The sequence below is a fragment of the Streptococcus sp. KHUD_016 genome, assembly GCF_051106465.1.
Taxonomy (GTDB): domain Bacteria; phylum Bacillota; class Bacilli; order Lactobacillales; family Streptococcaceae; genus Streptococcus.
In genome coordinates, this window is sequence record NZ_CP193663.1 from 23,474 (window position 1) to 49,854 (window position 26,381).

Here is a 26,381-nt window from a genome sequence, read left to right on the forward strand (position 1 = left end):
TACGTATGAGAAAAAAAACAATTGGCGAGGTTCTACGTTTAGCTAGAATTAATCAGGGATTGAGTTTAGAAGAATTGCAGGAAAAAACTGAAATTCAGTTGCATTTTCTAGAAGCTATGGAGGCAGATGATTTTGATCAACTTCCTAGTACCTTCTATGCTCGTTCTTTTTTAAGAAAATATGCCTGGGCAGTAGAGTTAGATGAAAGAATTGTTTTGGATGCATATGATTCAGGTAGTATGATCACTTATGAAGAGGTAGATGTCGATGAAGAAGACTTGTCTGGTCGCAGACGATCAAATAAGAAAAAAACGTCTTATCTCCCCTTGTTTTATTTCGTTCTATTTGCTTTGTCAATTTTAATTTTTGTCACTTACTATGTTTGGAACTACATCCAAACTCAGCCAAGTCCTTCTTCAGCTAATTATAGTGTTGTGAGTTCAACTAGTTCCACAACCTCATCTAGTTCATCTTCTAGTAGTCAGACGTCTAGCTCGTCTTCTACTACGGAATCAACTATTACAGTGTCAGGCGAAGGAAACCGCATTGAAGCTCGGTATAAAACGAGTAAGGAAATCGCTACTGTTCAACTGGCAGTATCAGATGCAACTAGTTGGGTAAGTGTTTCAGGAAGTGAGCTGGAGGGTGGTGTGACACTATCCGCAGACAATAAGAATGCAAAAACAACAGTTTCAACTAAGAACCCCGTTACCATTACTTTAGGTGTAGTGAAGGGAGTTACTGTGACTGTGGACAATCAAACGATTGACACCTCGAAGCTGACAACTCAGACTGGAACTGTGACACTTACATTTACTACAGATTAAGGAAAAATCAATGAAAAAAGAACAAATTCCTAATGTATTAACTATTGGTAGAATTCTCTTTATACCTCTCTTTATTCTTATTTTGACTTTGGGCCATTCACAAGGCAGTCATTTGCTAGCAGCGATCATCTTTGCAGTTGCTAGTATAACGGATTATCTTGATGGTTACCTTGCTCGTAAATGGAATGTGGTTAGCAACTTTGGAAAGTTTGCAGATCCAATGGCGGATAAGCTGTTGGTTATGTCAGCTTTTATCATGTTGATTGAGTTGGGTATGGCCCCAGCTTGGGTTGTTGCTATTATCATCTGTCGTGAACTTGCTGTGACAGGCCTACGTCTGTTGCTCGTTGAGACAGGAGGAACAGTTCTGGCGGCAGCGATGTCTGGGAAAATCAAGACCTTTAGTCAAATGTTTGCCATTATCTTTTTGCTCTTACATTGGAATTTAATTGGGCAACTGTTGCTTTATATCGCTTTGTTTTTCACTATCTACTCTGGTTATGATTATTTCAAGGGTAGCGCTCATCTATTCAAAGGGACATTTGGTTCGAAATGAAATCGATTATTGAAGTAAAAGATCTGTCTTTTCGATACAAAGAAGATCAAGAGTATTATGATGTTAACAGCGTTACGTTTCACGTGAAACGTGGGGAGTGGCTCTCAATCGTAGGCCATAATGGGAGTGGGAAGTCAACAACTATTCGTTTGATTGATGGCTTGCTTGAAGCGGAGTCTGGAGAAATCTGGATAGATGGCCAATTGCTATCCTCGGAGAATGTTTGGGACTTGCGTCGTCAAATTGGTATGGTTTTTCAAAATCCAGATAATCAATTTGTTGGGGCAACTGTTGAAGATGATGTTGCCTTCGGTCTAGAAAATCAGGGACTTCCTCGTGAAGAAATGAAGAAAAGAGTGGCTGAATCTTTGGAGTTAGTAGGTATGCTAGACTTTAAGAAGAGAGAACCAGCCCGCTTATCTGGTGGACAAAAACAACGGGTGGCCATTGCAGGAGTTGTTGCCTTGAGACCTGCTATTTTGATTCTGGACGAGGCTACAAGTATGTTGGATCCCGAGGGGCGCAGAGAACTGATTCAGACAGTTCAAGAGATTCGAAAAGACTATCAGATGACAGTTGTCTCCATTACGCATGACTTGGAAGAAGTTGCGATGAGTGACCGTGTCCTGGTCATGAAAAAAGGCCAAGTGGAGTCAACCAGTAGCCCAAGAGAACTTTTTTCTCGGGACGACCTTGACCAGATAGGCTTAGATGATCCCTTTACGAATCAATTGAGAGAATCTTTGAGAGAGACAGGCTATCAGTTGCCAGATGGTTATTTGACAGAAGGAGAGCTAGAGGACAAGTTATGGGAATTACTCTAGAAAATGTGAGCTTTACCTATCAAGAGGGGACTCCCCTATCTTCATCAGCCTTGACTGATGTTTCCTTGGCGATTGAGGACGGCTCCTATACAGCTTTGATAGGACATACAGGTAGTGGGAAATCGACGATCTTACAGCTTTTAAATGGCCTATTGCTTCCAAGTAAGGGTTCTGTTCGAGTTTTCGATACCGTCATTACTCCTACATCAACAAATAAAGAAATTCGACAGATTCGAAAGCAAGTCGGTCTAGTGTTTCAATTTGCTGAAAATCAGATTTTCGAAGAAACTGTTTTGAAAGATGTTGCGTTTGGACCACAAAATTTTGGAGTTTCTGAGGAAGAAGCACAGGAAATTGCGCGTGAAAAGTTAGCCTTGGTGGGCATTGATGAGTCACTCTTTGAGAGGAGTCCATTTGAACTTTCGGGTGGTCAGATGAGACGTGTGGCCATTGCAGGGATACTAGCCATGGAGCCTACTGTCTTGGTTTTGGATGAGCCAACAGCAGGGCTAGATCCTCTGGGCAGAAAAGAATTGATGACCCTGTTTAAAAAACTTCATCTTTCTGGAATGACAATCGTCCTGGTAACGCATTTGATGGATGATGTAGCTACGTATGCTGATCAGGTCTATGTTATGGAAAAGGGGAGTTTGGTCAAAAGTGGCAAACCAAGTGATGTTTTCCAAGATGTAGCCTCTATGGAAAAAGTACAGTTAGGTGTGCCTAAAATCACAGCCTTTTGTAAACGTTTGGCAGATAGAGGTGTAGCTTTTAAAAAACTGCCAATCAAGATAGAGGAGTTTAAGGAGTCGCTAAATGGATAGTATGATTTTAGGGCGTTATATACCAGGAGATTCCATTATTCATCGCTTGGATCCCCGTAGTAAATTGCTCGCTATGATCCTGTTGATTTTGATTGTATTTTGGGCCAATAATCCTCTCACCAATCTCGTTCTGTTTGTAGCGACAGGTATATTTATCGCATTATCGGGCGTTTCTCTCTCATTTTTCGTTCAGGGATTAAAATCCATGTTCTTCTTGATTGCTTTTACGACTCTTTTTCAGCTCTTTTTCATTTCAAGTGGAAATGTCCTATTTGAGTTTTCTTTTATAAGAATAACGGATTATGCTTTGCAACAAGCAGGAATCATTTTCTGTCGTTTTGTGTTGATTATTTTCTTTTCAACCTTGCTAACCTTAACGACCATGCCTTTGAGTCTGGCAGCTGCAGTTGAAGCTCTTTTAGCACCGCTGAAACGCGTGAAAGTTCCCGTTCATGAAATTGGTCTCATGTTATCAATGAGTTTGCGTTTTGTTCCAACCTTGATGGATGACACAACGAGAATTATGAATGCTCAAAAAGCTCGTGGAGTTGACTTTGGCGAAGGTAGCATCGTTCAAAAAGTAAAGGCTATGATTCCGATTTTAATTCCTCTTTTTGCGACGAGCTTAAAGCGTGCAGATTCATTGGCAATAGCCATGGAAGCGCGTGGTTATCAGGGAGGAAAGGGTAGAAGTCAGTATAGACAATTGAGATGGAGTCAAAAGGATACACTGGCAATTCTTGTGATTTTGGTACTGGGATGTTTCTTATTTTTCTTAAAATCTTAGCAGGTTTGTAGGATTGGTAAGAAGCTCACAGTAGCAGGTTTTTAGTATAAAGGTAGGAATATGAACCGTTTTAAAAAATCAAAATATCTAATCATCGTTTTTGTCACAGTTCTGGCAGTTTCTGTTCTATTAGTGACAACCTATTCAAGCGCTATTGTGACGAAACTAGGAGATGGGATTTCTTTAGTAGATAGAATTGTTCAGAAACCCTTTCAGTGGTTTGATACTTTCAAATCGGATTTGGGACATTTGACGCAGACTTACAATGAAAACGAAAGTCTAAAAAAACAGCTTTATCAACTAGAGGTGGAGTCTAATCAATCAGAAAGTTTAAAAAATGAAAATGAACAATTACGTCAGTTGCTGGATATGAAGTCAAAATTGCAGGCTACAAAAACCATTTCAGCAGATGTGATTATGCGAGCTCCAGTATCTTGGAAACAAGAGTTAACAATTGATGTGGGAAGTTCAAAAGGAGCTTCTGAAAATATGTTGGCCATTGCAAACGGGGGTTTGATTGGTAGTGTTTCAAAGGTGGAGGATCATTCAACAACGATCAACCTATTGACAAACACCGAAAATTCAGACAAAATTTCTGTTAAAATCCTGCATGGCTCTACTGAAATTTACGGGATTATCGTTGGTTATGATAAGGAATCTGAACTGCTTAAAATTAGTCAATTAAACAGCAACAGCGACATTAGCGCGGGAGACAAGGTGACTACAGGGGGGCTCGGAAACTTTAATGTTAAGGATATCCCTGTTGGAGAGGTTGTTGCTACAACACACAGCAGTGATTATCTAACAAAGGAGGTAACAGTAAAGTTAAGTGCTGACACCAAAAATCTTCATGTGGTTGAGTTAGTGGGGAATTAGCAATGAGACTGTTAAAACAAATTGGTATTTTCTTTTTACTCCCTTTTGTTGTACTAATTGATGCACATATTGGACAATTAGCGGGATCCTTCTTCCCTCACTTTCATTTAGCAAGTCATTTTCTGTTTTTATTTCTCTTGTTTGAGACAATTGAGGTTTCAGAATATCTCTATCTAGCTTATTGCGGTATAGTGGGTTTGGTGTACGATATCTATTTTTTCCACTTGATAGGAATTGCAACACTTCTATTTATCTTGATAGGAGCTTCGCTCCATAAATTTAATAGTGTAATTTTGCTAAACCGTTGGACAAGAATGTTAACAATAGTTGTGATGAGTTTCCTATTTGATATGGGGAGCTACCTCCTTGCTCTTGCTATGGGATTGACAGTAGAATCGATGCCAGTTTTCATCGTCTATAGCCTTGTCCCATCAATGATTTTAAACTTTTTATGGATGCTTATTTTCCAATATATTTTTGAAAAATGTTATCTATAAGAAAGAAATAAAAATGTAACAAAGGCGTAATATTTATTATGTCTTTTTTTGGTATACTAGTAATGTCTTAAATAGAAGGAGTATCTACACAATATGAAGAAAAAAATCTTAGCGTCACTTTTATTAAGTACAGTATTAGTGTCTCAAGCGGCAGTATTGACAACTGTCCACGCTGAAACAACTGATGAAAAGATTGCTGCTCAAGATAGTAAGATTAGTAATTTGACATCTCAACAAAAAGAAGCTCAAAAACAAGTAGATGAAATCCAAACGCAAGTTACAGCTATCCAAACTCAACAAACGAACTTGGAAGCTGAGAATGAAACTCTACAGGCTGAATCTAAAAAACTTGAAGGAGAAATTACAGAGCTCTCTAAGAACATTGTTGCTCGTAATGAATCTTTGGAGAAACAAGCACGTAGCGCACAAACTAACGGTGCTGCAACTAGCTACATCAATACAATTGTAAACTCAAAATCAATTACGGAAGCTATTTCACGTGTTGCAGCCATGAGCGAGATTGTATCAGCTAACAACAAAATGTTGGAACAACAGAAAGCTGATAAGAAATCTATTGCTGAAAAACAGGTTGCAAATAATGAAGCAATCAACACTGTCATTGCGAACCAACAAACGCTTGCTGACGATGCACAAGCATTGACAACAAAACAAGCAGAGTTGAAAGTTGCTGAGTTAAACCTTGCTGCAGAGAAAGCTACTGCAGAAAGTGATAAAGCTACTTTATTGGAACAAAAAGCAGCAGCAGAGGCAGAAGCAAAAGCAGCAGCTGAAGCAGAAGCGGCTTATAAAGCACGTCAAACAAGCCAACAACAATCAGTTGTTGCTTCTGGAAATACAACACTTTCAGATCAAGTGCAAGCAACTTCAAGCTCTTCGTCAGATGATGATTCAAGCTATACTCCAGCACCTGCTCCAACTCCAACTAGACAGCGTCCAACATACAGTACGAACGCTTCAAGTTATCCAACTGGTGAATGTACTTGGGGAGCTAAGACATTAGCACCTTGGGCTGGGGATTACTGGGGTAACGGAGCGCAGTGGGCTACAAGTGCAGCAGCTGCAGGATTTCGTACAGGATCAACTCCACAAGTTGGTGCGATTGCATGTTGGAATGACGGTGGATATGGACACGTAGCGGTTGTTACAGCAGTTTCATCATCAACTAGCATTCAAGTATCAGAATCAAACTACGGTGGAGATCGTACAATCGGTAACAAACGTGGATGGTTCAACCCAACTACAACTTCTGAAGGTTATGTTACTTACATCTATCCAAACTAATGAATGAAACGAAGAGGCTCGATGTGAGTCTCTTTTCTTTTTTAGTCTTAAGTTAGGCTAAAAACTAGCAAAAACACTTGAAAATATTGATAAAATATGATAGAATGAAACTTGTCGTGTAAACGATAATACTCATTCTTGATGAATTGTGAGACTGTTGCCCTCGGGTCGTCTTGCAAGTTGAAGTCTAGGAGAGGAAAAAACAAAAAGGAGAAATACTCATGGCAGTAATTTCAATGAAACAACTTCTTGAGGCTGGTGTACACTTTGGTCACCAAACTCGTCGCTGGAACCCTAAGATGGCTAAGTACATCTTCACTGAGCGTAACGGAATCCACGTTATCGACTTGCAACAAACTGTAAAATACGCTGACCAAGCTTACGACTTTATGCGTGATGCAGCAGCTAACGATGCAGTTGTGTTGTTTGTTGGTACTAAGAAACAAGCTGCTGACGCTGTTAAAGAAGAAGCAGAGCGTTCAGGTCAATACTACATCAACCACCGTTGGTTGGGTGGAACTCTTACTAACTGGGGAACTATCCAAAAACGTATTGCTCGTTTGAAAGAAATCAAACGTATGGAAGAAGAAGGAATCTTCGACGTTCTTCCTAAGAAAGAAGTTGCACTTCTTAACAAACAACGTGCACGTCTTGAAAAATTCTTGGGTGGTATCGAAGACATGCCTCGTATCCCAGATGTAATGTACGTAGTTGACCCACATAAAGAGCAAATCGCTGTTAAAGAAGCTAAAAAATTGGGTATCCCAGTTGTAGCGATGGTTGACACAAACACTGACCCAGACGATATCGATGTAATCATCCCAGCTAACGATGACGCTATCCGCGCTGTTAAATTGATCACAGCTAAATTGGCTGACGCTATCATCGAAGGACGTCAAGGTGAAGATGCAGCAGCAGTTGAAGCTGAATTTGCAGCTTCAGAAGCTCAAGCTGACTCAATCGAAGAAATCGTTGAAGTTGTAGAAGGCGACAACGCTTAATTCATATAAATAGTAATTACCTAGGAGGGCGGGGCCTAGCCCAGCTCTCCTATTTTTAAAAAATATAGGAGAATCAAAATGGCAGAAATTACAGCTAAACTTGTTAAAGAGTTGCGTGAAAAATCTGGTGCCGGTGTTATGGACGCTAAAAAAGCGCTTGTAGAAACAGACGGTGATATCGAAAAAGCGATCGAATTGCTTCGCGAAAAAGGTATGGCGAAGGCAGCTAAGAAAGCTGACCGTGTTGCTGCAGAAGGTTTGACAGGTGTATTTGTTAACGGTAACGTTGCAGCAGTAGTTGAAGTAAACGCTGAAACTGACTTCGTTGCGAAAAACGCTCAATTCGTTGACTTGGTAAACGCAACAGCTAAAGTAATTGCTGAAGGAAAACCAGCTAACAACGAAGAGGCTCTTGCTTTGACAATGCCTTCAGGTGAAACTCTTGAGGCTGCATATGTATCTGCAACAGCAACTATCGGAGAAAAAATCTCATTCCGTCGTTTTGCTTTAATCGAAAAAACAGATACACAACACTTTGGAGCTTACCAACACAACGGTGGCCGTATCGGTGTTATCTCTGTTATTGAAGGTGGAGACGAAGCGCTTGCTAAACAAATCTCAATGCACATTGCTGCGATGAAACCAACAGTTCTTTCTTACAAAGAATTGGATGAGCAATTCGTTAAAGATGAGTTGGCACAATTGAACCACGTCATCGACCAAGATAACGAAAGCCGTGCAATGGTTGGTAAACCAGCTCTTCCACACTTGAAGTATGGATCAAAAGCACAATTGACTGATGAAGTGATTGCTCAAGCTGAAGCTGATATCAAAGCTGAGTTGGCTGCAGAAGGCAAACCAGAAAAAATCTGGGACAAAATCATCCCAGGTAAAATGGATCGCTTCATGCTTGACAACACTAAGGTTGACCAAGCATACACACTTCTTGCACAAGTCTACATCATGGACGACAGCAAGACAGTTGAAGCATACCTTGAATCAGTTAACGCTTCAGTAGTTGAGTTCGCTCGCTTTGAAGTTGGTGAAGGTATTGAGAAAGCTGCAAATGACTTTGAAGCTGAAGTTGCAGCTACAATGGCAGCAGCCTTGAATAACTAATAGAAAAGGAAGCAAATTGCTTCCTTTTTCTTTTTGTCTAGAGAGTAGGCTCTATATAAGTAAACAAAAAGCCCTTTAATAAGGGCTAAGTGCATTTAGGAGGCTACACTTCAAATTCATAGAGTGCTGTAGACAAATAACGTTCGCCGTTATCTGGTGCTAAAGCAAGGACTTTCTTACCTGTACCTAATTTCTTGGCAACCTCAATTGCCCCGTAAATTGCTGCAGCTGAAGAAATCCCAACAAGGAAGCCTTCTTTTCCACCAATTTCACGGCCAAGTGCTAGAGCATCATCTGACGTTACGCGGACGATACCATCATAGGCTTTTGTATCAAGTGTTTCAGGAATAAATCCAGCTGAGATGCCTTGAATTTTGTGAGGTCCTGGTTTTTCACCAGACAAGATAGCTGACTCGTCTGCCTCAACTGCATAAACTTGAATGTTTGAATTTGCTACTTTAAGAGCGTGAGAAACACCTGAGATCGTTCCACCGGTGCCAACACCACCCACAAAAGCATCTAAACCATCAGAACCGAAAGCAGCCAGTATTTCAGCTCCTGTTGTTCTTTCGTGTACTTCTGGGTTAGCTGGATTATTAAATTGGAGGGGAAGGAAGCCGTCACGTTCAGCAGCGATTTCTTGAGCTTTAGCAATAGCTCCTTTCATTCCTTCGCTACCAGGAGTGAGGACGAGTTCAGCACCATAGGCTTGGATAATCTTACGTCGTTCCACACTCATCGTTTCAGGCATGACGATAACAACTTTATATCCTTTAGCAGCACCGACCCATGAAAGACCGATACCAGTGTTTCCACTCGTTGCTTCAACAATGGTAGCACCTGGTTTTAGAATACCATCTTGTTCCGCTTTTTCAATCATGCTAAGGGCAATACGGTCTTTTACTGACGATCCAGGGTTAAAAGCTTCTAGTTTAACATAGACGTCTGCAGCACCCTCTGGAACAATGTTGTTGAGTTTAACAATCGGTGTTTGTCCAATTAGTTCAGTGATATTATTATAAATAGTCATAGATATACCTCTTTGTATAAGATGATACTAGTATAACGCGCTCAAGGCTATTTGTAAAATATAGAAATCCTATCAAAGTGATAGGATTTTTTTATATCAAAGGTCTAAGCCATTAATTTTTAATCGATTGTGATAAGCCAATTCTAATAAATAGGTGTAAAGCGGAAGGATGTCCGTTTTTTTAGGGAATTCAAATTTATGGAAACTCAGATGCTCATTGTGTGCTTTTAGAAAGATATTTTCTAAGTAAGTGATTGTAATCTCACTATCATCTATACCTGCTCCAGCAGTTTCCATTTCAACGTTTACAATGTTCATCAAAAAGAGTGACTTAACAGACGCCTTGCGACCAGTAGCGCCTTGCTTATCTGTAAAGATGATACGAATATTTGTAAAGATGATTGCGTCACGAATGAGCTTATATCCACTTTGGATTTCTTCATTCTCTAGTAGATATTGTCCATATTCTTTAATAAGAGTCTCTTTGTTTTCCTCGCTAAAGTTTCCAGCAAGTCCTTGAATAAATTTCCCAAACGCCATGTATTTCTCCTTTGTTTACACTAAGTTTACAGGAACTTCAACTTCTCGTAAATCTTGATCAGTTAAAGTGATTTTTCCATTAAAGAACTCAACAAGAGCGGCTTTGATATTTTCTTTCTCTTCCTTATCAACATAGATCATTGTAGCAATTTGATCTGTAAAGTTTGTATCCAGCTCCATGAGATGATGCTTTCTAAGGAAATTGCCATATTCTTGATACTGAGCGTAAGACATCTGAATGGCTATGCCAGCCTGTTCTTTGATTTCAATAATGCCAATTTCTTTAACAGCCAAGGCTACGCTACCTGCATAGGCACGGATCAAACCACCAGCACCTAGTTTGATGCCACCAAAGTAGCGGGTAACTACTACACAGACATTGGTAAGATTATGATTTTCTAAGACTCCAAGCATAGGGACTCCAGCAGTACCACTAGGCTCTCCATCATCACTCGTGCGCTTGATTTCACTTCGTTCTCCTACAATAAAAGCAGAGCAGTTATGGGTGGCTTTATAGTGTTCTTTTTTGATGGTAGTTATGAAGTCACGAGCCTCTTCTTCGCTATAAACACGCTTGACATGACAGATAAATCGAGATTTTTTGATTTCTTCTTGGACCTGCCCATCCTCTTTAATTGTTCTAAATTCCATGATTTAATTGTACTAAAAAAACACCTAAAGTGCTAGATTTTTACGAATATTAAAGTATGAAAGTAAATCCAAATTATCTCGGTCGGTTGTTTACTGAGAAAGAATTAACTGAAGAAGAACGACAGGTAGCAGTGAGACTGCCAGCAATGAGAAAAGAGAAGGGGAAACTGTTTTGTCAACGTTGTAATAGTTCGATTCTAGAAGAATGGTATTTGCCTATCGGCGTCTACTATTGTAGGGAGTGTTTGCTGATGAAGCGAGTCAGGAGTGATCAAGCCTTATACTATTTTTCGCAGGAAGATTTTCCTAAGCAAGATGTTCTCAAATGGCGTGGTCAGTTAACCCCTTTTCAGGAAAAGGTATCAGAGGGGTTGGTTCGAGCAGTCGAAAAGAAAGAACCGACTTTAGTTCATGCTGTGACAGGTGCTGGAAAGACAGAGATGATCTATCAAGTTGTAGCTAAAGTGATTGATGATGGTGGTGCAGTTTGTTTGGCCAGTCCTCGAATTGATGTATGTTTAGAACTGTATAAGCGACTGCAGAATGACTTTGCTTGCGATATAGCGCTACTCCATGGCGAATCAGAGCCCTATTTTCGAACTCCCTTAGTAATTGCAACAACTCATCAGTTATTAAAATTTTATCATGCTTTTGATTTGTTGATAGTGGATGAGGTAGATGCCTTTCCTTATGTTGACAACTCTATGCTTTACTATGCTGTAAAGAATAGTGTAAAGGAAGATGGATTAAGGATATTCCTTACAGCAACTTCTACAGATGAGTTAGATAGGAAGGTTCGCACAGGAGAATTAAAACGATTAAGCTTGCCAAGACGGTTTCATGGAAATCCTTTGATTATTCCTAAACCTGTCTGGTTATCGGATTTTAATCGCTGTTTAGAGAAAAACCAATTGTCAACCAAGTTAAAGACCTATATTGAGAAACAGAGAAGAACAGGTTATCCTCTGCTGATTTTTGCATCAGAGATTAAGAAAGGCGAAAAACTAAAAGAAATCTTGAAGGAGCAGTACCCGAATGAGAATATCGGCTTTGTGTCTTCTGTGACAGAAGACCGATTAGAGCAGGTGCAAGCTTTTCGAGATGGAGAACTAACAATACTGATCAGTACGACAATCTTGGAACGTGGGGTTACCTTCCCTTGTGTGGATGTTTTCGTAGTAGAAGCTAATCATCGTCTCTTTACCAAGTCTAGCTTGATTCAGATTGGTGGTCGAGTTGGGCGTAGTATGGACAGACCGACTGGTGAGTTGCTCTTCTTTCATGATGGATTAAATGCTTCCATCAAGAAGGCAATCAAGGAAATCAAGCAGATGAACAAGGAGGCGGGATTATGAACTGTTTACTATGTGGCCAGACTACAAAGAGTGAGATGACTTTTGGTAGTCTCTTCATTTTGAAAGATGACTGCAGTTATCTTTGCTCAGCTTGTGCTTCTAGTTTTGAGAAGATTGGTGAGAAATATTGTCCAAACTGTATGAAATTAGGTCTGTCAACTCAGTGTCAAGATTGTAAATCTTGGTGTAAAGATGGGATTGAAGTTGATCATAAGGCAATCTTTACCTATAATCAAGCTATGAAAGACTTTTTCAGTCAATATAAGTTTGATGGTGATTTTTTGCTTAGAAAAGTTTTTGCTTCCGTTCTTGCTGAGGAACTGAAAAAGTATAGAGGTTATCAATTTGTTGTAATTCCCCTAAGTCCTGAAAGATTGCTTGAGAGGGGTTTTAACCAAGTTGAGGGTTTGGTCGAAGTGGCAGGCTTTTCTTTTAAAGATATATTAGGAAAAAGAGAAGAGAGCGCTAGTTCTTCTAAAAGCCGTTTGGAAAGGTTAGCTACTGAAATTCCATTTTTTATTAAAGATGGAATCTCACTTCCCAAGAAGATTTTGCTGATTGATGACATCTATACAACAGGGGCAACTGTGAATCGTGTGAAACGACTTTTGGAAGAAGCAGGTGCTTTGGAAGTTAAAACTTTTTCCCTTGTAAGATGAGGAAAAAATTTGCAAAATGAAAATGAAAGCGTTATAATATAGTTAGAAAAACAAAAATGTTTAGAAAGAAGGTACTTATATGATTAAATATAGTATCCGTGGTGAAAACCTAGAAGTAACAGAAGCAATTCGTGATTATGTAGTTTCTAAACTCGAAAAGATCGAAAAGTATTTTCAACCTGAGCAGGAGTTGGATGCACGTGTGAACTTGAAAGTTTACCGTGAAAAAACAGCAAAGGTTGAAGTAACAATTCCACTTGGATCTATCACTCTTCGTGCTGAAGATATTTCTCAAGATATGTATGGTTCTATCGATCTTGTGACAGATAAAATTGAACGTCAGATTCGTAAAAATAAAACTAAAATCGAACGTAAAAATAAAAATAAAGTTGCAACAAGTCAACTCTTTACAGATGCTCTAGTTGAAGATGCAAATGTTGTGCAACCAAAAGTCGTTCGTTCAAAACAAATTGATTTAAAGCCAATGGATTTAGAAGAAGCTCTTCTCCAAATGGATTTATTGGGACATGATTTCTTTATCTATGTAGATGTAGAAGATCAAACAACTAATGTTTTGTATCGCCGTGAAGATGGAGAAGTTGGTTTGTTAGAAGTGAAAGAATCATAAAATAGAATTTTTAAAGTGGTTTACACCAGTGTAAACCACTTTTGTATTGCATTATTATAAAAGGTATAAATGGGGGCAGTTATGAAAGACGTGGTGATTGTTTCAGCAGTGCGAACTCCAATAGGCTCCTTTGGAGGAAGTTTGAAGAATGTTTCAGCTGTTGATTTGGGAGCTTTGGTTATTAAGAGTGCTTTGGAAAAAGCCAATGTCAAACCAGAGCAGGTAGACGAAGTGATTATGGGGAATGTCCTAGGCGCAGGTTTAGGTCAAAACGTAGCTCGTCAAATGAGCGTTCATGCGGGACTTCCGGAATCTACACCAGCCTATACCATCAATAAGGTTTGTGGTTCCGGTTTGAAGGCAGTGCAGTTGGCTGCTCAAGCGATTCGATGTGACGATGCAGATATTATTGTAGCTGGTGGTGCAGAAAACATGAGTCAGGCGCCATACGTTTTGCCAAGTTTCCGTTGGGGTGGCCGTATGGGAGATTCAAAAGTGGTAGATACCATGATTAAGGACGGTTTGTCTGATGCCTTTAATGAATACCATATGGGGATTACAGCTGAAAATGTGGCTGAAGAATATGGTATCAGTCGAGAAGAGCAAGATGCTCTTGCTTTAGAGTCACAAAAACGAGCAGTGGCGGCTATAGAATCTGGACGCTTTAAAGAAGAGATTGTGCCAGTTGTCATCCCTCAACGCAAAGGCGATCCTATCATCTTTGATACAGATGAATATCCTAGAAAAGATGCTAGCTTGGAGAGTTTGTCTAAGCTAGGTCCTGTTTTCAAAAAAGAAGGTTCTGTTACAGCGGGAAATGCTTCAGGTATCAATGATGGAGCAGCAGCTGTCTTGGTCATGAGTGCTGAAAAAGCAGAAGAATTAGGACTTTCAGTGATTGCCCGCATTCGTTCGTATGCAAGTGCAGGTTTGGATCCTAAGATGATGGGATGTGGACCGATATATGCGACTCGCAAGGCTCTTGAAAAAGGCAATTTGACAGTTGAAGATCTCGACTTGATTGAGTCAAATGAAGCCTTTGCTGCCCAGGCTTGTGTGGTTGGGAAAACACTTGGCTTTAACACAGATATTGTCAACGTCAATGGTGGCGCCATTGCTCTTGGTCACCCAATTGGGGCTTCCGGTTGCCGTATCCTAGTAACGCTGCTACATGAGATGATGAAACGTGATGCTAAAACTGGGTTAGCAACTCTCTGTATTGGAGGAGGGATGGGGACTGCCCTTATCGTGGAACGTTAGGTGTTAGTGATCTGAACGCGTGGATAGGAGGGTGATGATTCCCTCCTCTTTTTGTGTCCGAGGTTAGAAGAAATCAATCATGAAAGAAGGGCTTGCATCTTTTAAAAGGTCGCTTTTTAAGGGTTTTTGTGATATAATAATGCGCAAGAGGTTTAGAATGAAAAAAAATAATTTAATCCCGTTTTCTGCGGTCTTGCTAGGACTTGCAACTTTCGGAATCTTAACTTTGCTGATTATTTTTTCACATAATCTTGCTGTAACAATCACTATTTTGTTTTTATTTGTACTGCTTTATTTGCTTTTATTCGTTTGGCAAAAAAAACAGTATGAAAAGAGCGAAATTGAACAAATCCAATATGTAAATCACCAAGCTGAAAATAGCTTGAGTACTTTGCTTGATCAAATGCCGGTGGGAGTCCTGAAATTAGACTTATCAAGCGGAGAAGTGGAATGGTTCAATCCCTATGCTGAGCTGATTTTGACTACTGAAGAAGGCGAAATTGATGTTGAGTTAATTCAAACCATTATCAAGGCTTCTGTTGGGAATCCTGGTTCGTATGCTACCTTGGGCGAAACACGATATGCTGTTCATATGGACAAGGCTTCGGGTGTCTTGTATTTCTTTGATGTTTCTGGGGAGTACGAAGCAACTGTCGAATTGGTAACTAGTCGTCCAGTCATTGGAGTCATCTCGGTAGATAACTATGATGATTTGGAGGATGCGACATCTGACTCTGATATCAGTCATATCAATAGTTTTGTAGCCAATTTTGTTTCAGAATTTGCTAGTAAGTATGCTATGTTTTCTCGCCGTGTGGGGATGGATCGTTTTTATGTATTCACAGATTACACGGTACTAGAGGAATTGATGAATGACAAATTCTCTGTTATTGATACTTTCCGAGAAGAATCAAAACAGAGGCAACTAGCCCTAACCCTAAGTATGGGATTTTCTTATGGTGATGGAAACCATGAAGAAATAGGGAAAATTGCCTTGCTCAACTTGAACTTAGCAGAAGTTCGCGGTGGTGACCAGGTGGTGGTCAAGGAAAATAACGAAACCAAGAATCCAGTCTACTTTGGTGGAGGAACTGCTGCATCTATCAAACGTACTCGTACACGTACGAGAGCCATGATGACAGCCATTTCTGATAAGATTCGAAGTGTTGACCAAGTTTTTGTAGTCGGTCATAAAAATCTAGATATGGATGCTTTAGGCTCTGCTGTTGGTATGCAGTTGTTTGCAAGTAATATTATTGAGAACAGTTATGCTGTCTACGATGCAGACCATATGCCAGCAGATATCGAACGTGCTATTCAGTTCTTGAAGAAGGAAGATGTCACGAAACTTTTATCTCTTACAGATGCGATGAAGCTAGTTACAAACCGTTCATTATTGATTCTGGTGGATCATTCCAAGACGGCTTTGACCTTGTCAAAAGATTTTTATGATTTGTTCACTCAAACTATTGTTATTGACCATCATAGACGTGATCAGGATTTCCCTAATAATGCAGTCATCACCTATATTGAAAGTGGGGCAAGTAGTGCCAGTGAGCTGGTCACAGAATTGATTCAGTTCCAAAATTCTAAGAAGAATCGTTTGAGTCGTATGCAGGCCAGTGTTTTGATGGCTGGTATGATGCTGGATACCAAGAATTTCACATCTCGCGTGACGAGCCGAACCTTTGATGTGGCTAGCTATTTGAGAACACGGGGAAGTGACAGTATTGCTATCCAGGAGATTGCTGCGACAGATTTTGAAGAGTACCGTGAGGTAAATGAACTCATTTTACAAGGTCGTAAGTTAGGTTCAGATATCTTGATTGCCCAAGCTAAGGACTCAATGTCTTATGACACAGTTGTTATCAGTAAGGCTGCTGATGCTATGTTGGCTATGTCTGGTATTGAGGCTAGTTTCGTTCTGGCAAAAAATACACAAGGATTTATCTCCATCTCGGCTCGAAGTCGTAGTAAAATCAATGTGCAACGCATTATGGAAGAGCTGGGTGGTGGAGGTCACTTTAATCTAGCTGCCGCGCAAATCGAGGATATGAGTTTGTCGGAAGCAGGAGAAAAATTGACTCAACTAATCTTGGAAGAACTAAAGGAAAAGGAGAAAGAAGAATGAAAGTAATCTTTTTAGCAGATGTTAAAGGAAAAGGGAAGAAAGGCGAAATCAAGGAAGTGCCAACTGGCTATGCTCAAAACTTCCTGATTAAAAAGAATTTGGCCAAGGAAGCGACTGCTCAAGCAGTGGGTGAGTTGCGTGGAAAACAAAAATCTGAAGAAAAAGCTCATGCAGAGATGATTGCTGAAGCAAAGGCTATCAAGGCTAAGCTTGAAGCAGAAGAAACTGTTGTAGAGTTTGTTGAAAAGGTTGGACCAGATGGCCGTACATTTGGCTCTATCACTAACAAGAAAATTGCAGAAGAATTGCAAAAGCAGTTTGGTATTAAGATTGACAAACGCAATATTCAAGTGCAAGCACCAATTCGAGCAGTAGGTTTGATTGATGTACCAGTGAAGATCTATCAAGATGTTACAAGTGTCATCAATCTTCGTGTAAAAGAAGGTTAAGTTTACAACTTCTTGACAAGATTGTAAAAGGAAGGAAAGTTGGATGGCAGAAGTAGAGGAACTGCGAGTTCAACCTCAGGATATTTTAGCAGAACAATCTGTTCTGGGAGCTATTTTTATAGATGAGAGTAAGCTCGTTTTTGTCCGAGAATACATTGATTCTCGTGACTTCTTTAAGTATGCTCATCGGTTGATTTTCCAAGCGATGGTAGATTTGTCGGATCGTGGGGAAGCGATTGATGCGACGACGGTTCGGACGATTTTGGATAGCCAAGGGGATCTCCAAAATATTGGTGGCTTGTCTTATCTTGTTGAAATTGTCAACTCAGTACCAACTTCAGCGAATGCGGAATATTATGCTAAAATTGTAGCGGAAAAGGCTATGCTACGTCGCTTGATTTCCAAGTTGACAGAGTCTGTCAACCAAGCCTATGAGGCTTCTAAGCCTGCAGATGAAATCATCGCTCAGGCTGAAAAGGGACTCATTGATGTTAGCGAAAACGCCAATCGTAGTGGGTTCAAGAACATCCGAGATATTCTAAATATCAACTTTGGGAACCTAGAAGTTCGGTCACAACAAACAACGGATATCACTGGTATTGCAACGGGTTACCGTGATTTGGACCATATGACGACAGGTCTCCATGAGGAGGAATTAATTATTCTAGCGGCGCGACCAGCAGTTGGTAAGACGGCCTTTGCTTTGAACATTGCTCAGAACATTGGGACTAAGTTGGACAAGACGGTTGCTATCTTTTCGCTGGAAATGGGTGCGGAAAGTCTAGTAGACCGTATGTTGGCGGCCGAAGGCTTGGTGGAGTCCCATTCTATCCGTACGGGTCAATTGACTGATGAGGAGTGGCAAAAATATACCATTGCTCAAGGGAACCTAGCCAACGCGAGTATCTATATCGATGATACACCAGGGATTCGGATCACGGAAATTCGTTCGCGTTCACGTAAACTGGCTCAAGAAACAGGCAATCTAGGCTTGATTTTGATCGACTACCTACAGCTTATCACAGGTACTGGTCGTGAGAACCGCCAACAAGAAGTCTCTGAAATTTCTCGTCAGTTAAAAATTCTAGCTAAGGAGCTAAAGGTTCCAGTCATTGCTCTTAGTCAGTTATCTCGTGGAGTGGAACAGCGTCAGGATAAGAGACCAGTCTTGTCTGATATTCGTGAATCGGGTTCTATCGAGCAGGATGCGGATATCGTAGCCTTTCTGTACCGTGACGACTACTACGATCGTGCGGGTGAAGAAGAGGAAGGAATTCCAAATAACAAGGTTGAGGTTATCATCGAGAAAAACCGTAGTGGAGCTCGTGGAACGGTGGAATTGATTTTCCAAAAAGAATACAATAAATTTTCAAGTATCTCAAAGAGGGAGGCATAAGATGTCAGATGCATTTACAGATGTAGCCAAGATGAAAAAAATCAAAGAAGAGATCAAGGCGCATGAGGGACAAGTCGTTGAAATGACTTTGGAGAATGGCCGTAAGCGCCAAAAAAACAGACTGGGTAAGTTAATTGAGGTTTATCCATCTTTATTTATCGTTGAATTTGGGGATGTTGAAGGAGACAAACAAGCCAATGTCTATGTTGAATCCTTCACCTACTCAGATATCTTGACAGAAAAGAACTTGATTCGCTATCTAGACTAAGAATCCTAAAATGAAGTGAGCTTTGCTCACTTTTTTCTTTTTCTCCCGAATAGTATAAACGAGGGTAACCTCGGAAATTTATATTATTAAGGAGAATGAATGACGTTTTTTAAATCAGGAGTTAAGAAGAGTAGATATACTCAGTTGGGTTTAGGGCTGGCTACTTTGTTTGTTACAAGTACCTTTTTGTTTGGTGGAGAATCGGTTCAGGCCGATAGTGTAGCGCGTGGAGATGACTATCCGCTTCACTACAAAAATGGTAGTGTTGAAATCGATCAGTGGCGGATGTATTCTCGCCAGTGTACCTCTTTTGCGGCCTTTCGTTTGAGTAGTGTAAATGGCTTTGAGATTCCTCCTGCCTACGGAAATGCGAATGAATGGGGACATCGTGCAAGGCGAGAAGGCTACCGTGTGGATACTAAGCCAGAAGTTGGGGCTATTGCTTGGTCGACAGAAGGATATTATGGGCACGTGGCCTGGGTATCAAATGTATCAGGGGATACGATTGAAATCGAAGAGTATAACTATGGGGTTCGAGAAAAGTATAACCGTCGAAAAGTCAAGGCTAGTTCGATGACGGGTTTTATTCATTTCAAGGATTTATCCGCTAGCCATGGTGCGAGTGAGGGTGCTCGTAGCTCAGAGCTTCCGTCCAGTGGGACAATAGTGTTCACGGGGAAATTGCCAATTATGGACCAGCCAGCAAGCACAGGACAAGTTATTGACTACTATTATGCTGGTGAGAGTGTGAGTTATGATCAAGTTCTTGAAAAGGATGGTTATAAGTGGCTCGGTTATTTGTCTTATAGCGGTTCTAGAAGATATGTGCAGTATGCAGAGCTAAGCAATACAGAAAAAGGCTGGAAAAAAGAAGGAGGGAGTTGGAATTACCGTGAGAACGGGAAACTCGCAACTGGTTGGAAGAAAATAAATGGCAGTTGGTATCATTTAAAAGAAAATGGGGCCATGTCAACTGGCTGGATTAAGGATGGCTCTCACTGGTATTATCTAAAGGCTTCGGGTGAGATGCAGACGGGCTGGCTTAAAGACAAGGGAACTTGGTATTACTTAGAGGAATCTGGCCGGATGAAAGCTAGTCAATGGTTCCAAGTCTCGGGGAAACATTACTATGTCGATGCTTCGGGAGCCTTAGCTGTTAATACGATTATTGATGGCTACAGACTAGACAGAAATGGGGTAAGAATAGGAAGTGTTTCTTAAACATCATCCAAGCTTTCTTCTTGTTCATAAAATTTTAAAATGGATATCGAATTAGTTGACGTTCATTAAGTAGTATAATATAATAATATTAAAAAACTATAAGAGGGGCATTGTCTAATGGACAAGAAGAAAGTTATTTTAACAAGTTTAGCAAGTGCAGCTGTATTGGGTGCTAGTGTACTCGTTTCACAGCCTTCAGTAGTTAAGGCAGATGAAGGGAAAACAGAAGAGCAGGCAGTTGTTCCTGCACAACCACAAGCTGGAACAGAAGGGGAGAGCGGTGCTCAAACTGAAAAGGGATCAGAAAACGCTAGTCCAGCTAATCCTGGTGCGACAAATTCAGCTAAGATGACCAAAGAAGAGTTGATGAAGGCTTTGGATGAACTTGAGGAACAGGCTATTAGTGATATTAAGGATAAGGAAGCAATTGAGGACAAAGAGGAGGCAGCTGAAGCTGTGAAGGAATATATCGGTAAGATGTATATTTCAGATACTCTTGAGTCTGGAGAGCTTAGCTTAGATAATATCATCGCTGAATTGCCAGAAGGTGCAGAAGATAAGGCTGTGGTAACAGGCCCTGAGATTCAAACTAATAAAAAATTATCTACTGAGGAGAAGACTCTACTAGACCATGCTGAAAAAGATGCCAAAGAACAAGTTTCTCAAGCGACGGATGCTCTGGTTCAAGCCCTAGAATCTCTTGAAAATGCTGTAATTGAAGATATTAAAAAAGACGCTTCAATCACCGATAAAGAAACGGCCATCAAAGAAGCCAAAGAAGAGATCGGTAAAGAAGACCTTTTGAAGGCTATCGCAGATGAGGATTTGGAGATTGGTGATGTTATTGTAGACTGGCCAGCAGATACGAGCGAGCATAAAACAGTAGCTGAACCTGTATCAGAATTCACAGATGAAGACCAAGCTAAGTTAGATGAAGCTGATAAAGAGGCTCAGGTTGATGCAGCCAAAGTTCGCTCAGATCTAATCGCTACCTTAGAAAAAATTGAAAAATCAACCATAGATGACATCAACAAGGATGCCACTATCACTGATAAGGAAGCAGCGATTAAGGCGGCTAAAGAAGTGATTGGCAAGGACGGCATCTTGAAAGCTATCGAAGATGGAGATATTGAAGCATCTGACTTGTTAGATGATTTCTTGGCAGAAGACAGCGATCAGGTGACACCGGCCGAAGCGATGAGCCAAGAAGATTTCTCAAGCCAAGACCAAGCTAAACTCGCTGCAGCGGACAAGGAAGCGGCGGAAGAAGCAGCAAAAGTTCGCTCAGATTTAATCGCTACCCTAGAAAAAATCGAAAAATCAACTATCGATGACATCAACAAGGATGCTACTATCACTGATAAGGAAGCAGCGATCAAGGCAGCTAAAGAAGTGATTGGCAAGGATGCTATCTTGAAAGCTATCGAAGATGGCGATATCGAAGCGTCCGACTTACTGGCAGATTTCTTGGCAGAAGACAGCGATCAGGTGACACCAGCCGAAGCGACGCGCCAAGAAGATTTCTCAAGTCAAGACCAAGCTAAACTGGCTGCAGCGGACAAGGAAGCAGCTGAGGAAGCCAAGAAAGAGGAAGAAGCTAAGCAAGCTGCGGAAGAAAAAGCTCACAGCGAATTGTTGACAACTCTTGAAGGTATCGAAAAATCAACCATCGACGACATCACCAAGGATGCCACTATCACTGATAAGGAAGCAGCGATCAAGGCAGCTAAAGAAGTGATTGGCAAGGATACTATCTTGAAAGCTATCGAAGAAGGCGATATCGAAGCGTCCGACTTACTGGCAGATTTCTTGGCAGAAGACAGCGATCAGGTAACACCAGCCGAAGCAAAAACTCAATCTCAACTTTCAAGCCAAAACCAAGCTAAACTCGCTGCAGCGGACAAGGAAGCAGCGGAAGAAGCAGCAAAAGTTCGCTCAGATTTAATCGCTACCCTAGAAAAAATTGAAAAAGAGACCATCGACGACATCACCAAGGATGCCACTATCACTGATAAGGAAGCAGCGATTAAGGCGGCTAAAGAAGTGATTGGCAAGGACGGCATCTTGAAAGCTATCGAAGATGGAGATATTGAAGCATCTGACTTGTTAGATGATTTCTTGGCAGAAGACAGCGATCAGGTGACACCGGCCGAAGCAATGAGCCAAGAAGATTTCTCAAGCCAAGACCAAGCTAAACTCGCTGCAGCGGACAAGGAAGCAGCGGAAGAAAATAGTAATGCGAAAAAACTTGAGCTAAGTAAATTAGAAGAGCAAGTTGCTAAGATTAAAGCGCAATTATCAAGTTTAAAAGTTTCTGGTGACAAGAATAGTCAAGTAAAAGACTTGCAACAAGCTTTAGCAGACTATGAGGTTGCTATTAAGACTCTAAGTAGTGTTATGTCAGCTGTTCTTGAAATTGAAGACTTTACAGGCGGGGTGAACGCAGTAGAAGCTGCAACTGCAGAGTTGCCAGAATACAACAAAGGTGCAAATGCGGTAGAAGCTGCTGTAAATGAACTCCCAGCCTATGGGGAAAGCGGTACTCCAGCAGTAGCGAATGTCCCAGTTTATGGAGAAAACGGTGCTCCAGCAGTAGCGAATGTTCCAATTTATGGAGAAAGCGGTGCTCCGGTAGTAGCGAGTGTTCCAGCCTATGCAGAAAGCGGTGCTCCGGCAGTAGCGAGTGTTCCAGCCTATGCAGAAAGCGGTGCTCCGGTAGTAGCGAGTGTTCCAGCCTATGCAGAAAGCGGTGCTCCGGCAGTAGCGAGTGTTCCAGCCTATGCAGAAAGCGGTGCTCCGGCAGTAGCGAATGTCCCAGTTTATGGAGAAAGTGGTGCCCCAGCAGTAGCGAGTGTTCCAGCCTATGCAGAAAGCGGTGCTCCGGCAGTAGCGAATGTCCCAGTTTATGGAGAAAGTGGTGCTCCGGCAGTGGCTACTATTCCAGCCTATGCTGAAAAGATTGAACCTGCAGTAAATGAAGTTCCAGAATACACTGGTAGTGTAGATCCTTTGGCTACAAACCCTACTCTTGGAACAGAACAAGATCGTACCTACAAAGCGCCTGCAGCAACAGATGAGCAACTCCTTCCAAATACAGGAAGCCAAGACACCTCAGCAGTCCCATCGCTAGGATTTATTGGTCTCCTTCTTGGTTTGCTACCATTTGCAAAGAGAAAATTTAATAAATAAATCGCATGAAATCAATAAAAGAAAAGGATTTGAATAGTCCTTTTCTTTTTTATGGTGAAATAGGGATAAGTCCAAGTTTTTCAGCTCTTTCCGATGGTATTTTTCCTTGCTTTCCTTTATAATGGGTGTATGGACAAGAAAAAATTATTATTAATTGATGGATCTTCAGTTGCTTTTCGAGCTTTTTTTGCGCTTTATCAGCAGTTGGATCGGTTTAAAAATGCTAATGGCCTTCATACCAATGCAATCTATGGCTTTCAACTCATGTTGAATCATGTCTTAGAGCGGGTTGAGCCCAGTCATGTTTTGGTAGCCTTTGATGCAGGTAAGACGACTTTCCGAACAGAGATGTATGCAGACTACAAGGGTGGCCGTGCTAAAACTCCAGATGAGTTTCGTGAGCAATTTCCCTTCATTCGTGAGTTGTTAGACCATCTTGGGATTCGCCATTATGAGTTGGCCCAGTATGAAGCGGATGATATCATCGGGACTCTGGGCCGTTTGGCTGAGAAGGATTCCTTCGATGTGACTATCGTTAGCGGAGATAAGGATTTGATCCAGTTGACGGATGAGCATACGGTAGTCGAGATTTCTAAGAAAGGTGTGGCTGAGTTTGAGGCCTTTACGCCAGGCTATCTTATGGAAAAAATGGGCCTCACACCAGCTCAGTTTATAGACCTCAAGGCCCTGATGGGGGATAAGTCTGATAATATCCCTGGTGTTACTAAGATTGGTGAAAAGACGGGCATCAAGCTCTTGCTAGAACACGGATCGCTAGAGGGTATTTATGAACATATCGATGGGATGAAGGCTTCTAAGATGAAGGAAAATCTCATCAATGATAAGGAACAAGCCTTTTTATCTAAAACACTAGCGACCATTGAAACTCAGGCACCAATTGAGATTGGACTAGATGATTTGGTCTATAATGGCCCAGATGTGGAAAATCTCGGGAAATTCTACGATGAGATGGGTTTCAAACAGCTCAAACAAGCTCTAAATGTGTCATCAACGGATGCGCCTGAAAGCTTGGATTTCGCCATCGTTGACCAAGTCAGTCAAGACATGCTGAGCGCAGACTCTATCTTCCACTTTGAACTCTTTGGTGAGAACTACCATACAGATGACTTGGTTGGTTTTGCTTGGTCTTGTGGGGATAAACTTTACGCTACAGATAAACTTGAGCTTTTACAGGAGCCTATTCTCAAGAATTTTCTAGAAAAAACACCTCTGAAAGTGTATGACTTTAAGAAAGCGAAGGTTCTTTTAAATCGCTTGGGCTTGAACTTGCAGGCCCCTGCTTTTGACAGTCGCTTGGCCAAATACCTTCTCTCTACTGTCGAGAATAATGAAATTTCAACCATTGCGAATCTCTACGGTCAAACATACTTGGTCGATGATGAGACTTTCTACGGTAAGGGTGTCAAGAAAGCTATCCCTGAGAGAGAGAAATTCTTGGAGCATTTGGCTCGCAAGGTTGCAGTATTGGTTGAAACAGAGCCGGTTTTACTCGAAAAACTCAGTGAACATGGACAGTTAGATCTCCTCTATGATATGGAGCAACCTCTGGCTTTTGTCCTTGCTAAGATGGAAATTGCTGGTATCAAGGTCAAAAAAGAAACCCTACTTGAGATGCAGGCTGAAAATGAGGTCGTCATTGAGCAACTTACCCAAGAGATTTATGAGCTAGCTGGTGAAGAGTTTAATATCAATTCTCCTAAGCAGTTGGGTGTGCTTCTCTTTGAAAAACTCGGTCTTCCTCTAGAGTACACTAAGAAAACCAAGACAGGTTACTCGACGGCCGTGGATGTGCTAGAGCGTCTAGCTCCTATTGCTCCGATTGTTAAAAAAATCCTCGACTACCGTCAGATTGCTAAGATTCAATCCACTTATGTGATTGGTTTGCAAGACTGGATTTTGGATGATGGCAAGATCCACACGCGCTATGTGCAGGATTTGACTCAGACTGGGCGTCTGTCTAGTGTGGATCCAAACTTGCAAAATATTCCTGTGCGTTTGGAACAAGGCCGTCTCATTCGTAAAGCTTTTGTCCCTGAGTGGGAGGATAGTGTGTTGCTCAGCTCGGACTATTCACAGATTGAATTGCGCGTTTTGGCTCATATTTCTAAAGATGAGCACTTAATTAAGGCTTTCCAAGAAGGAGCTGACATCCATACTTCAACGGCCATGCGGGTCTTTGGCATTGAACGTCCTGAAGATGTGACTCCAAACGACCGTCGTAATGCCAAGGCGGTAAACTTTGGAGTGGTTTACGGGATTTCAGATTTTGGTTTGGCAAACAATCTTGGTATTAGTCGTAAGAAGGCCAAAGCCTACATTGACACTTACTTTGAACGTTTTCCTGGAATCAAAAACTATATGGAAGAAGTGGTACGTGAAGCGCGTGATAAGGGCTATGTAGAGACCCTCTTCAAGCGTCGTCGTGAGTTACCAGATATCAATTCGCGCAACTTTAACATTCGTGGTTTTGCAGAGCGAACTGCTATTAACTCTCCTATCCAGGGTTCGGCGGCGGATATTCTCAAGATTGCTATGATTCAGCTAGACAAAGCTCTAGTTGAGGGTGGTTATCAGACCAAGATGCTCTTGCAAGTGCATGATGAAATCGTCCTTGAGGTTCCAAAATCAGAACTAGCAGCCGTTAAAACTCTAGTGAAACAAACCATGGAAGAAGCCATCCAGCTTAGTGTCCCACTCATTGCTGATGAGAATGAAGGAGCAACTTGGTACGAAGCTAAATAAGAAAGTTATGAAAGAGTTTGAAGCATTTGTCTTCAAACTCTTTTTCATAGTTTTCTGTAAGCAGTTTCCTTGACTTTTCCTTGTATTTGCGTTACTATATTTCCATATAAGATATGGGAGTCTGTGTACAGTCTGAGAGGAAGTGTTAAACTTCGACCGCACCTGATCTGGGTAATGCCAGCGTAGGGAACGATACTTAGCCGAATTCTGCACCTTTTCCATATATGG

The 26,381-nt window shown here is 41.2% G+C and carries 24 protein-coding genes; 21 read left to right on the top strand and 3 right to left on the bottom strand.

Features of this window, described 5'->3' with window-relative positions; translation table 11 throughout:
• The first annotated feature begins 5 nt into the window (after nucleotides 1-5).
• The 10 genes from rodZ (at nucleotide 6) to tsf (ending at nucleotide 8,613) form a co-directional block, all read left to right on the top strand.
• Nucleotides 6-827 (top strand): cytoskeleton protein RodZ, encoded by an 822-nt coding sequence (gene rodZ, locus ACORHV_RS00120; RefSeq protein ID WP_161976028.1) that lies wholly within the window; start codon nucleotides 6-8, stop codon nucleotides 825-827.
• Nucleotides 828-837: 10 nt separating this feature from the next.
• On the top strand, nucleotides 838-1,383 hold the full coding sequence (gene pgsA, locus ACORHV_RS00125; RefSeq protein WP_434398285.1) for a CDP-diacylglycerol--glycerol-3-phosphate 3-phosphatidyltransferase: 546 nt from the start codon (nucleotides 838-840) through the stop codon (nucleotides 1,381-1,383).
• A complete protein-coding gene (locus ACORHV_RS00130) occupies nucleotides 1,380-2,207 on the top strand; it encodes an energy-coupling factor ABC transporter ATP-binding protein (protein WP_434398287.1) in 828 nt (275 codons plus the stop codon). Before pgsA ends, ACORHV_RS00130 begins: the two co-directional genes overlap by 4 nt.
• On the top strand, nucleotides 2,192-3,031 hold the full coding sequence (locus tag ACORHV_RS00135; RefSeq protein ID WP_434398289.1) for an energy-coupling factor transporter ATPase: 840 nt from the start codon (nucleotides 2,192-2,194) through the stop codon (nucleotides 3,029-3,031). The genes ACORHV_RS00130 and ACORHV_RS00135 overlap by 16 nt, the downstream gene beginning before the upstream one ends.
• Nucleotides 3,024-3,818, top strand: a complete 795-nt coding sequence (locus ACORHV_RS00140) for an energy-coupling factor transporter transmembrane component T family protein (RefSeq protein WP_125825949.1) — start codon at nucleotides 3,024-3,026, stop codon at nucleotides 3,816-3,818. Before ACORHV_RS00135 ends, ACORHV_RS00140 begins: the two co-directional genes overlap by 8 nt.
• Before the next feature lie 60 nt (nucleotides 3,819-3,878).
• Nucleotides 3,879-4,694: a rod shape-determining protein MreC gene (gene mreC, locus ACORHV_RS00145; RefSeq protein ID WP_001078972.1), complete on the top strand. Its 816-nt coding sequence runs from the start codon at nucleotides 3,879-3,881 to the stop codon at nucleotides 4,692-4,694.
• A gap of 2 nt (nucleotides 4,695-4,696) precedes the next feature.
• The gene (gene mreD, locus ACORHV_RS00150; protein ID WP_001237915.1) at nucleotides 4,697-5,191 is read left to right on the top strand and encodes a rod shape-determining protein MreD; all 495 of its coding nucleotides are present in this window, start codon (nucleotides 4,697-4,699) and stop codon (nucleotides 5,189-5,191) included.
• 93 nt (nucleotides 5,192-5,284) lie between these two features.
• Nucleotides 5,285-6,493 (top strand): peptidoglycan hydrolase PcsB, encoded by a 1,209-nt coding sequence (gene pcsB / locus ACORHV_RS00155; protein ID WP_000726991.1) that lies wholly within the window; start codon nucleotides 5,285-5,287, stop codon nucleotides 6,491-6,493.
• A gap of 221 nt (nucleotides 6,494-6,714) precedes the next feature.
• Complete coding sequence (gene rpsB / locus ACORHV_RS00160; RefSeq protein WP_000268475.1) at nucleotides 6,715-7,494, top strand: 30S ribosomal protein S2; 780 nt, start codon at nucleotides 6,715-6,717, stop codon at nucleotides 7,492-7,494.
• A gap of 78 nt (nucleotides 7,495-7,572) precedes the next feature.
• Nucleotides 7,573-8,613 (top strand): translation elongation factor Ts, encoded by a 1,041-nt coding sequence (tsf, locus tag ACORHV_RS00165; protein ID WP_251464135.1) that lies wholly within the window; start codon nucleotides 7,573-7,575, stop codon nucleotides 8,611-8,613.
• Between the two features lie 103 nt (nucleotides 8,614-8,716).
• Here the strand turns inward: tsf and cysK are convergent, their stop codons facing one another.
• From cysK to ACORHV_RS00180, 3 genes are all read right to left on the bottom strand, one after another.
• Nucleotides 8,717-9,643, bottom strand: coding sequence for a cysteine synthase A (cysK, locus tag ACORHV_RS00170; RefSeq protein ID WP_000158483.1), 927 nt, complete (start codon nucleotides 9,641-9,643; stop codon nucleotides 8,717-8,719).
• A 96-nt stretch (nucleotides 9,644-9,739) separates the two neighbouring features.
• Nucleotides 9,740-10,183, bottom strand: a complete 444-nt coding sequence (locus ACORHV_RS00175; RefSeq protein WP_000863900.1) for a PH domain-containing protein — start codon at nucleotides 10,181-10,183, stop codon at nucleotides 9,740-9,742.
• 15 nt (nucleotides 10,184-10,198) lie between these two features.
• Nucleotides 10,199-10,834, bottom strand: a complete 636-nt coding sequence (locus ACORHV_RS00180) for a YigZ family protein (RefSeq protein ID WP_049520655.1) — start codon at nucleotides 10,832-10,834, stop codon at nucleotides 10,199-10,201.
• A gap of 56 nt (nucleotides 10,835-10,890) precedes the next feature.
• On the opposite strand from ACORHV_RS00180, the gene ACORHV_RS00185 reads away from it, so the two are divergent.
• The 11 genes from ACORHV_RS00185 (at nucleotide 10,891) to polA (ending at nucleotide 26,153) form a co-directional block, all read left to right on the top strand.
• Entirely contained in the window at nucleotides 10,891-12,189 is a 1,299-nt protein-coding gene (locus ACORHV_RS00185; protein WP_009013606.1) for a DEAD/DEAH box helicase, read from the top strand.
• The gene (locus tag ACORHV_RS00190) at nucleotides 12,186-12,848 is read left to right on the top strand and encodes a ComF family protein (protein WP_049520656.1); all 663 of its coding nucleotides are present in this window, start codon (nucleotides 12,186-12,188) and stop codon (nucleotides 12,846-12,848) included. Before ACORHV_RS00185 ends, ACORHV_RS00190 begins: the two co-directional genes overlap by 4 nt.
• Nucleotides 12,849-12,927: 79 nt before the next feature.
• Nucleotides 12,928-13,476: a ribosome hibernation-promoting factor, HPF/YfiA family gene (hpf, locus tag ACORHV_RS00195; protein WP_000599111.1), complete on the top strand. Its 549-nt coding sequence runs from the start codon at nucleotides 12,928-12,930 to the stop codon at nucleotides 13,474-13,476.
• 81 nt (nucleotides 13,477-13,557) lie between these two features.
• On the top strand, nucleotides 13,558-14,736 hold the full coding sequence (locus ACORHV_RS00200) for an acetyl-CoA C-acetyltransferase (protein WP_434399055.1): 1,179 nt from the start codon (nucleotides 13,558-13,560) through the stop codon (nucleotides 14,734-14,736).
• A 157-nt stretch (nucleotides 14,737-14,893) separates the two neighbouring features.
• Nucleotides 14,894-16,867, top strand: coding sequence for a DHH family phosphoesterase (locus tag ACORHV_RS00205; RefSeq protein ID WP_084881599.1), 1,974 nt, complete (start codon nucleotides 14,894-14,896; stop codon nucleotides 16,865-16,867).
• Nucleotides 16,864-17,316 (top strand): 50S ribosomal protein L9, encoded by a 453-nt coding sequence (gene rplI / locus ACORHV_RS00210; protein ID WP_000864211.1) that lies wholly within the window; start codon nucleotides 16,864-16,866, stop codon nucleotides 17,314-17,316. The genes ACORHV_RS00205 and rplI overlap by 4 nt, the downstream gene beginning before the upstream one ends.
• 43 nt (nucleotides 17,317-17,359) lie before the next feature.
• Nucleotides 17,360-18,712 (top strand): replicative DNA helicase, encoded by a 1,353-nt coding sequence (gene dnaB / locus ACORHV_RS00215; RefSeq protein ID WP_000852476.1) that lies wholly within the window; start codon nucleotides 17,360-17,362, stop codon nucleotides 18,710-18,712.
• 1 nt (nucleotide 18,713) lies between these two features.
• On the top strand, nucleotides 18,714-18,980 hold the full coding sequence (locus ACORHV_RS00220; RefSeq protein WP_001278165.1) for a Veg family protein: 267 nt from the start codon (nucleotides 18,714-18,716) through the stop codon (nucleotides 18,978-18,980).
• 99 nt (nucleotides 18,981-19,079) lie between these two features.
• A complete protein-coding gene (locus tag ACORHV_RS00225; RefSeq protein WP_434398297.1) occupies nucleotides 19,080-20,201 on the top strand; it encodes a CHAP domain-containing protein in 1,122 nt (373 codons plus the stop codon).
• A gap of 117 nt (nucleotides 20,202-20,318) precedes the next feature.
• The gene (locus ACORHV_RS00230) at nucleotides 20,319-23,390 is read left to right on the top strand and encodes an SIALI-17 repeat-containing surface protein (RefSeq protein WP_434398299.1); all 3,072 of its coding nucleotides are present in this window, start codon (nucleotides 20,319-20,321) and stop codon (nucleotides 23,388-23,390) included.
• A 129-nt stretch (nucleotides 23,391-23,519) separates the two neighbouring features.
• Nucleotides 23,520-26,153: a DNA polymerase I gene (gene polA, locus ACORHV_RS00235; RefSeq protein ID WP_000358445.1), complete on the top strand. Its 2,634-nt coding sequence runs from the start codon at nucleotides 23,520-23,522 to the stop codon at nucleotides 26,151-26,153.
• Nucleotides 26,154-26,381 lie beyond the last annotated feature (228 nt).